The sequence below is a fragment of the Streptomyces europaeiscabiei genome, from assembly GCF_001550375.1.
GTDB classification, from domain to species: domain Bacteria; phylum Actinomycetota; class Actinomycetes; order Streptomycetales; family Streptomycetaceae; genus Streptomyces; species Streptomyces europaeiscabiei.
On record NZ_LRTR01000097.1, the window covers coordinates 1 to 8,619 of the forward strand.

Here is an 8,619-nt window from a genome sequence, read left to right on the forward strand (position 1 = left end):
GGGAGCGGTCAGCGCGGCGGCCCCGGTGAGCAGGGCGGTGGTGCAGGCCGCGGTGACGAGGGCTCGCGCGCGGCGGGGGGTGGGGGTGGTGGGGGCAGTGACGGCAACCCCCTTCAGGGTGAGGGGGTCTGACGTTGCGTCGATGGAGCGGGGCATGGTGGTGTCGGTGGGCTGAGCTGCGGCTCTGCGTCCCATCTCGGCTTCTCCTGTGGGGGGATCGGCGCGCCTGCCGTGCGTCCGCCGTCCGCCGCGCACTCCTCGTCGTACCCGGGGACGAACCCGAAGACGAACCCAGGGACGGCCCCGGGGACGGACCCGAAGACGAACCCGGGGCGGACCCGAGTCGAACCCGACCGGGTACCCGAGCGGGCACCCGATTCGAATCCGATTCGAATCCGATTCGACCGAGTCGTCCACGGTCGAGGCCGATCGACGGGGCCGGTGACCTGGAGTGGCGCGGCTTGGCACGGCATGGCGCCGCACGGCGGTGTCGCGGCGGGCGGTTCATGTGGCGGGCCGCGAGTGTGGCAAGCGCTTTCCACAGGCGTCAAGAGCCTGGAGGGACCGTCCTTCGTTCCCTCACGTCACTCACGCGTCATCGGCGGCTCGGCGGGCGTCTCCTTGACGGGCCCGAAGAGGACGGCCCGCGCCACGGCCGGGGCGAACAGGGCGCCGAGCGGCTCCTTGAGGGAGACGACGGAGCGGAAGGCGCGGCCCACGACGGGGTCGCCCGGGACGCGTTCCTGCACCCGGCGCAGATACCAGCCGGCGACGCGGTCCGCGGGCCGGACGGCGACCGCGTTGCCGATCGCCCCCGGCATCTTCTTGTCCGCCCCGGCCGAGATGTCCCACGCCTGCCGCGACGCCGCGAGCAGCGCCCGCTGCACCCGACGCGTGGTGGGCGTACGGCGCGGATCGCCCAGCGCCTCACGCAGGGCCAGGGCGCTCATCGCGGCGACGGCCATGCCCTGCCCGTAGATCGGGTTGAAGGTGCACAGGGCGTCGCCGGTGGCCAGGAAGCCGGCGGGGCGGCGGCCGGGCAGGTCGTAGCGGCGCCGTACGTTCGCGGTCCGCCGGAAGCCGGAGACGGGCGACAGCGGCTCGGCGTCGCGCATCCAGCGGTGCACCACCGGGTGCGGCAGCCGCTCGGCGTACGCCTCGAACTCGTGCTCGTCCGTGGGTGGTTCGTCACCGCGCAGTCCGGAGAAGGTGGCCAGATGGGTGCCGTCCTCCAGGGGGACGACGACGGCGCCGTACGGCTGCGTCGGGTGGGGGACGACATGGAGGCCGAGCGCGTCGGCGGACGGGTCGCCGCCGAGGGTGCCGGACGTGTCGCGGTAGACGCGGGAGGCGTACGCGAGTCCCGTGTCGATGATCTCCTCGTGCGGGGCCTCCGCTCCGATGGCCGCCAGCCATCGCGGCGCCTTCGTACCGCGACCCGAGGCGTCGACGACCAGGTCGGCGGCCAGTTCCCGCTGTTCGCTCCGGGCCCCGTCGCCACGCTCCCGCACCAGGACGCCCCGCACCCGCGTGGCGTCCCCGGTCAGGCCGACGGTGTCGGTCCCCTCGACGAGGGTGACCGACGGCTCGGCGAGGACCCGGCGCCGTACCAACCGCTCCATCTGCGCCCGCGAACCGGTGTGGATGTGGGTCGACGCGGGCATCCGCCGGAACCAGCGGTCGTTCTGGAACTGCACCATGTCCGACGGCATCCCGACCCGCGGCGCGCCCGCGGCCGTCAGCTCGGCCATGTAACCGGGCAGCAGCGCGTCCAGGGCGAGTTGGCCGCCCTCCAGCAGGACGTGCGGGTGCCGGCTCTGCGGTACGCCCGGCCGGGCCGCCGTCCCCTCCCCTTCCCCCTGCGGAAAACGGTCCCGTTCCACGATCGTCACCCGCTCGGCGTGCCCGACCAGAGCCCGCGCCGCGAGCAGCCCCGCGAGGCTGCCCCCGACGACCACCACGTGCCGCCCGGCCGCCCCGGCCGCCCCCTCTGAGATCCAACGACCGTTCGCCCGTACCGAGTTCACCGACTGCACTCCTCTTTTCGGGAATCCATTCGATGCACAGCTCTATCACCGTCACCGGCGAGCCGTCGGGTCGGCACACCGTGACGGTGCCGGGTGCGGACCGCCCACCGGTGCGACGTGTGCGTAACTCTGGGTAACCCGAGACGTCACGTATGGTCATGCGGCGCGGGGAAGATACGAGATACGAGATATCAGGAGGGTCAATTGGCGCTGGAGCCGGTGTGGTTCGCGGTTCTGGGGCCGGTTCGGGTGGAGCGGACGGGGGCGGAGCCGGCGTGGGGGCGTCCTCAGGAAAGGGCTCTGTTGGCGCTGTTGTCGGTGCGGGCGGGGCAGCCGGTGGCGGTGAGCGAGATCGTCGACGTGCTGTGGGGGAGGCTGCCGCCGGACAGTGCGGTGAATGTGATCCGCCGCCATGTGGGGTCGCTGCGGCGCCTGTTGGAGCCCGGTCTGCCCAACCGTGCCGCCGGCCGGTGGCTGATACGGGACGCGGGCGGGTACCGGCTCGTGGTCGACGCCGACTCCCTGGATCTGCTGCGGTTCCGTCGGCTGCGGGACGAGGCACGTCGGGTCGGCGCCGACGGCCACGGGTCGTCGGCACGGGTCGTGGAGCTTCTCACCGAGGCCCTCTCCCTGTGGCGGGGGCCGGTCGGGGCGGGGCTGCCCGCCGAGGTGCGGGAGCGGGCCGGGTTCGGGGCGGTCGACCGGGAACGACCGGCGGCCGTACGGGAGGCGGCCGACGCGGCGCTGCGCGCCGGCACCCCCGCAGCCGTCCTGCACCTGCTCCATCAGGCCGCGGCCGAAGATCCGTTGGACGAACCCCTGCTGGCCCGGCTCGTGCTCACACTGGCCGCCACCGGACGCGAGGCCGAGGCGCTGAACACCTACCGGGCCGCCCGCGCGAGGCTCGCCGACGAGTTGGGCATCGATCCGGGGTCGGAACTCCGCGAAGCCCACGCGGCTGTCGTGCGCGGCGCCGGTCCGGCCATGCCCACCGCCTCGGGAGCGAAGGCCGTCAACGGGCCCGCCGTCTCTCCGGCTCCGCGTCCCCCGACCGCCGTTCCCGCCCAGCTCCCCCACGATCTGCCGACGTTCACCGGCCGCCGCGCCGAGCTGGAGCAGGTACTGGCCCTCCTCACCGACCACAGCCACACCAACCACATCAACCACATCAACCACAACGGCGATCGCGGCATCGGCGACGACGCGCCTCCCGCCGGCACCGTCGTGATCAGCGCCATCGGCGGTATGGCCGGGATCGGCAAGACCACGCTCGCCGTGCACTGGGCCCATCGGGTCGCGGACCGGTTCCCGGACGGGCAGCTCTACGTCAACCTCCGGGGGTTCGCGCCGTCGGGTGCGGTGATGGGGGCGGGAGAAGCCGTGCGCGTCTTCCTCGACGCGCTGGGCGTGCCTCCGGAGCGGGTCCCGCACGGGGTGGACGCCCAGGCGGCGCTGTACCGCAGCCTGTTGGCGGGGCGGCGGTTCCTGGTGCTGCTGGACAACGCGCGGGACACCGAGCAGGTGCGGCCGTTGCTGCCGGGCACGCCCGGCTGTCTCACCATCGTGACGAGCCGCAACCAGCTGTCGGGCCTGGTGTCCGCGCACGGTGCCCATACGCTGTCCCTGCGTCCGCTGGACGCCGAACAGGCGCGGGTGTTCCTCGAACGCCGGCTGGGGGCCGGGCGGCTCACGGGCGAGGCACGGGCGGTGGCGGAGATCGCGGCGCTGTGCGGGGGACTTCCGCTGGCGCTGGCCTGTGTCGCGGCGCGGGCCGCGGCACACCCGGGCTTCTCGTTGTCGGCGATCGCGGCGGAGCTGCGCGCGGCGCACGGCAGTCTGGACGCGTTCAGCCGGACGGACGCCTCCGCGAACGTCGGAGCGGTGTTCTCCTGGTCGCTGGGTGCCGTGTCGGCCGAGGCCGCGCGCCTCTTCCCGCTGCTCGCACTGCACCCCGGCCCGGACTTCTCCGTGCCCGCGACGGCCACGCTGGCCGAACTGCCCCTGCGCCGGGCGCGATCGCTTCTCGCCGAGCTGGCCGACGTCCACCTCGTGGGCGAGCCCGCCCCCGGCCGGTACGCCCTGCACGACCTGCTGCGCGCCCACGCGGCCGAACTCCTGGAGGAGCGGCTCCCGGACGCCGGGCGTGAGGCGGCCACCGAGCGGCTGTACGCGTACTACCTGCACACCGCGCACGCCACCGAGCCGCTCCTCGCGCCGTACGCGGACCCGATGCCGCCCGGGCCGCTCCCGGCCGGCGTCCACGCCGAACCGCTCGTCGGTCACGAGCAGGCGCTCGCCTGGCTGACCGCCGAGTATCCCGTGCTGCTCGCCGTCGTCGGAGCGGCCGCCCGGTCCGGCCGCGACCGGACGGCGTGTCTGCTGGCCTGGTCCTTGGAGCCGTTCTTCGACCGGCGGGGGCACTGGCACGACTGGGCCACCGTCCAGCGGATCGCCCTCGACGCGGCCCTGCGGCTGTCCGATCCCGCGTGGGAGGCCAGGGGGCTGCGCGCGCTGGCCCGCGCCGAGAGCCGGCTCGGTCTGCACGGGTCGGCCCGCCCCCGCCTCGACCGTGCGCTGGAACTCTTCGCCGAACTGGGGGACGACATCGGGCGTGCCGACACCCATCGCAGCCTCGGCTGGACCCGCGACCAGGAGGGCGATCTGCTCGGCGCCCTGCACCACAACCGGCTGGCCATGGAGCTGTTCCGGCACAGCGGCCGTCGCGCCGCGTACGCCAGTGTCCTCAACTCCGTCGGCTGGTACCACGCGTTGCTGGGCCGGCACCGGGAGGCCCTGAGCCACTGCCACGAGGCCCTGACCCGGCTCCAGGAACTCGGCGACCGCTACGGCCAGGCCGCCACCTGGCACACCATCGCGTACGCCCACCACCACCTCGGCCGCCACCCGAACGCCCTCGTCGGCTACGGTCACGCCCTCGCCCTCTACCGCGAGCTGGGCGTGCCCTATCTGGAGGCCTGCACCCTCGTCCACATCGGCGACACGCATGCCGCTATGGGCGACCGCGCCACCGCCCACGAGGCCCGGCAGCAGGCGCTCACCCTCCTCATCACCCTCGGCCACCCCGACGCCGACCAGGTCCGGGCCGGGATCGCCGCGAGCGAGCGATGCGGTTGAGGGGCGCCCCGAGTGCCGCCGATGCGCCGCGCAGGCCGCCGGGCCGAGCCGGGCGGGCCAGGCAGGCCGTCAACCCGTCCGCCTCTGCGGGGCGTTGATGCGGTTCGACGTGCTGGGGCCCCTACGGGTGCGCCGGGGCGAGGAGGAGCTCGACCTCGGGTTCCCCCAACAACGGGCGTTGCTGGCGTTGTTGGTGGTGCGGGCCGGTCGGCCGGTGCCGTCGGGCGAGATCGTCGACGTGCTGTGGCCGGAGCGGGCACCGGCCAGCGCGCGCAACGTGGTGCGCCGTTACGCCGGTTCGCTGCGGCGGCTGCTCGAACCCGGGCTGCCGCCCCGGGCGCCGGGAGGTCGGCTGCTGCGCCACGCCGGGGGTTATGTGCTGGAGGCGGGCGAGGACGAGGTCGATCTGCTGCGGTTCCGCGCGCTCACGAAGCGGGGCAAGCGTGCGGCGGCCACCGGGCGGTCCGAGGTGGCGTCGCGGCACTTCGTGGACGCGCTGAGCGAGTGGCGCGGCCCGGTGGCGATGGGGATCCCCGCCGCCGTACGGGAGCACGCCGTGTTCTCCGCGGTGGAACGCGAGTTGGCCGGCACGGCCCGGATGGCCGCCGACGCGGCGCTCCTCTGCGGCACCACCGAGCAGGTCCTGCCCCGGCTGCGGCAGGCCCTCGAACTCGACCCCCTCGACGAGTCGCTGCACGCCGCGCTCGTCATGGCCCTGGCCGCGTCCGGCCTCCAGGCGGAGGCGCTGGCCGCGTACGAGCGCGTACGACGGCTGCTGGCCGAGGAGTTGGGGGTGGCACCCGGCGCGGAACTGGCCGCGGCTCACACCAGGGTGCTCCGGCAGGAGTGGGGGCCGACCGGTCCGCACACGGCACCGGGTTCCGTGGCTGCCCGACCGGCCGGGCCGCCGGGCTCCTCTTCGCGCACCTCACAGCCCGGCCCACCGGTCCCCACGACTGCCCGTCCGGCCGGGGCACCGGTGCCCTCTTCGCGTACGCCGCCGCCCGGACCGGGGTCCGCCGCCGCCCGCCTCACCCGACTGCCGCCCGAGCCGTCGGTGTTCATGGGCCGGCGCTCCGAACTCGCCCGCCTGGCGGAGATCACGGACGGGGCCGCCGTCTCGGCCGGGCCGACCCCGGGCACGCGCGCCCTGTCCCCGGACGCACCCGCCACCGTGCTGATCAGCGGAATGCCCGGCATCGGAAAGACGGCCCTCGCGGTGCACTGGGCCCACAGGGTCGCCAGGCGCTTCCCCGACGGTCGACTGCACGTCGGGCTGCGGGGGTTCGACCCCGTCCGGGCCCCCCTGGACCCGGCGGCGGCACTGCGCGGGATGCTCGCCGCGCTCGGCGTGCCGCCCGCGCGCATGCCGGACTGCACGGACTCCCTCGCCGGGCTGTACCGAAGTCTGCTGGCCGGCCGACGGCTGTTGGTCGTGCTGGACGACGCGGCCGACACCGAACAGGTACGGCCGCTGCTGCCCGCCTCGCCCGGCTGTCTGACCCTGGTCACCAGTCGCAACGCACTGTCAGGTCTGATCGCCTCGGGCACCCATCCGCTGCGTCTGGACCTGCCGTCGGCGGTGGACGCGCGGGCGACGCTGGCCGCACACACCGGGCACGACCGTTCGGCCGCCGAGCCCGAGGCGGCCGACGAGATCGTCGCCCGGTGCGGGCGACTGCCCCTGGCCCTGACGATCGTCGCCACCCGCGCCGCCGCCCGCCCGGACCTCCCCCTCACGGCCGTCGCGGCCGAACTCCGCCACTTCGGAAACAGCCTCGACGCCTTCACCGCCACCGAGGCAACGCCCGACGCCCCTACGGGCCTCGCCACCATCGGAGGGACACCCAACGCCCCCACCGGCCTCGCCACCACCAAGGGAACGCCCCACGCCCAGACCGCCCCCGACAACACGAGAGGAACCCCCACCAACTTCACCCACCTCACCGACCTCACCGACACCGCCGAGAGACCCGACCTCCGCGCCGCCTTCGCCCGCTCCTACCGTCGTCTGCCGTCGGAGAGTGCCCGGCTGTTCCGGCTGCTGTCCCTGCACCCCGGCCCCGACCTTGCCCCGGACACCGCCGGGGCTCTGGCCGGTCTCCCGGCCCGCCGGGCCCGGCCGCTGCTGGACGAGCTCGCCGACGCCCACCTCCTCACCGAGCACGCGCCCGGCCGTTACGCCCAGCACGACCTGCTGCGCGTCTTCGCCGCCGAGCTGGCCGCGGCGTACGACTCACCGGAGGACCGCCGCGCCGCCGGACGGCGCCTGCTCGACCACGACTCGCGTGCCGACGCCCCGTAGCCGCCACCGTCACTTCACCGTCACTCTTTTTTCACATCCCCCTTCCTACGCTCCGAGTGCCGTGAGGGACGGCGTGCTCGAACTGCTGTGGAGGAGACGACAGATGACCGGGTTGGACACCACCGCCGTCGGGGCAGCGGGCCTTTGCATCTCCGTCCTCGACATCGGCCTCGGCGTCGGCCTCGACGGGACAGCCACGGAGCTGCCCGGCGGCGGGCGGCCCGCGGTGGATGCCTACCGGCTGACCGCGCGGGCCGGCGGCGCGTACCTGCTCGTGGGGGTGCGCGGGACGGGCCTCGCGCCTGCCGAACGGATACCGGATGTCTCCCTCCGGCCCGGGGACATCTGCTTCTACGACGCGAACCACCCGCCGTTACCGGACTTCCCCGAGCGTTCCCGGCTGAAGGTCTTCCTCGTCCCGCGCGAGGAGCTGGGGCTGGAGGACGGCGACCTGCGGCGCATCCTCGCGACCCCGGTCGCCCGGTCCTCCCGGCTGGGGACGCTGGTGTCGCCGTTCCTGGCCGAACTGGCCGACACTGCGGTCTCCGCCGAGCCCCTGGTCGGCGAGATGCTCGCCCGGAACGCGGTGAACCTGCTGGCCACCCTCGCCACGGAGCAGTTGGGGCGGACGGTGACGGGCACACCGGGCACCCTGGGTACACCGGGCACACCGGGCAGCCGGTCACCATTGGTGGCGCGTGTCCTGCGGTTCGTCGACGAGCACCTGGCCGACGCGGACCTGTCGCCCGAGGTGATCGCGAGGGCCCATCACATCTCGGTGCGCTACCTGCACAAGCTCTTCCAGGACGAGGGCACGACCGTGGGCCGCTGGATCCAGCGCCGTCGGCTGGAGGAGTGCCGACGCGACCTGGTGCTCGGCGTCCGCAACCGCCGCACCATCGCCTCGGTCGCCGGCCGGTGGGGCTTTCTGAGCGCGACCCACTTCAGCCGGGTGTTCCGGGCGGCGTACGGCATGTCACCGAGCGAATGGAGGGACACGGCGGGACGGGAAACGGCGGGCGGACGGGTCGCGCGGCTTCGGGGCCGGTAGCGCGGGACCCGCCCGTACCGCCCGGCCACCCGCGCACGCACCGCCGCCCTCGTCCTCCGGGGCGAGCCCGCGCCGAGCACGCGACCGGCGGGGTTGCTCGG

At 74.6% G+C, this 8,619-nt stretch carries 4 protein-coding genes and 1 pseudogene; 3 read left to right on the forward strand and 2 right to left on the reverse strand.

The annotated features are described in order from the left end of the window. Both AWZ10_RS47225 and AWZ10_RS04185 read right to left on the reverse strand, forming a co-directional pair. Positions 1–195, reverse strand: a pseudogene (locus AWZ10_RS47225) (hypothetical protein); the annotation flags it as partial. Between the two features lie 389 nt (positions 196–584). Beyond that, complete coding sequence (locus AWZ10_RS04185) at positions 585–1,961, reverse strand: FAD-dependent oxidoreductase (protein WP_046710131.1); 1,377 nt, start codon at positions 1,959–1,961, stop codon at positions 585–587. Positions 1,962–2,231: 270 nt separating this feature from the next. On the opposite strand from AWZ10_RS04185, the gene AWZ10_RS04190 reads away from it, so the two are divergent. The 3 genes from AWZ10_RS04190 (at position 2,232) to AWZ10_RS04200 (ending at position 8,518) form a co-directional block, all read left to right on the forward strand. Continuing rightward, positions 2,232–5,162 (forward strand): AfsR/SARP family transcriptional regulator, encoded by a 2,931-nt coding sequence (locus AWZ10_RS04190; RefSeq protein WP_060890464.1) that lies wholly within the window; start codon positions 2,232–2,234, stop codon positions 5,160–5,162. A gap of 97 nt (positions 5,163–5,259) precedes the next feature. Then, entirely contained in the window at positions 5,260–7,467 is a 2,208-nt protein-coding gene (locus tag AWZ10_RS04195; RefSeq protein WP_107417376.1) for an AfsR/SARP family transcriptional regulator, read from the forward strand. 103 nt (positions 7,468–7,570) lie between these two features. Continuing rightward, on the forward strand, positions 7,571–8,518 hold the full coding sequence (locus tag AWZ10_RS04200) for a helix-turn-helix domain-containing protein (protein WP_060890465.1): 948 nt from the start codon (positions 7,571–7,573) through the stop codon (positions 8,516–8,518). Positions 8,519–8,619 lie beyond the last annotated feature (101 nt).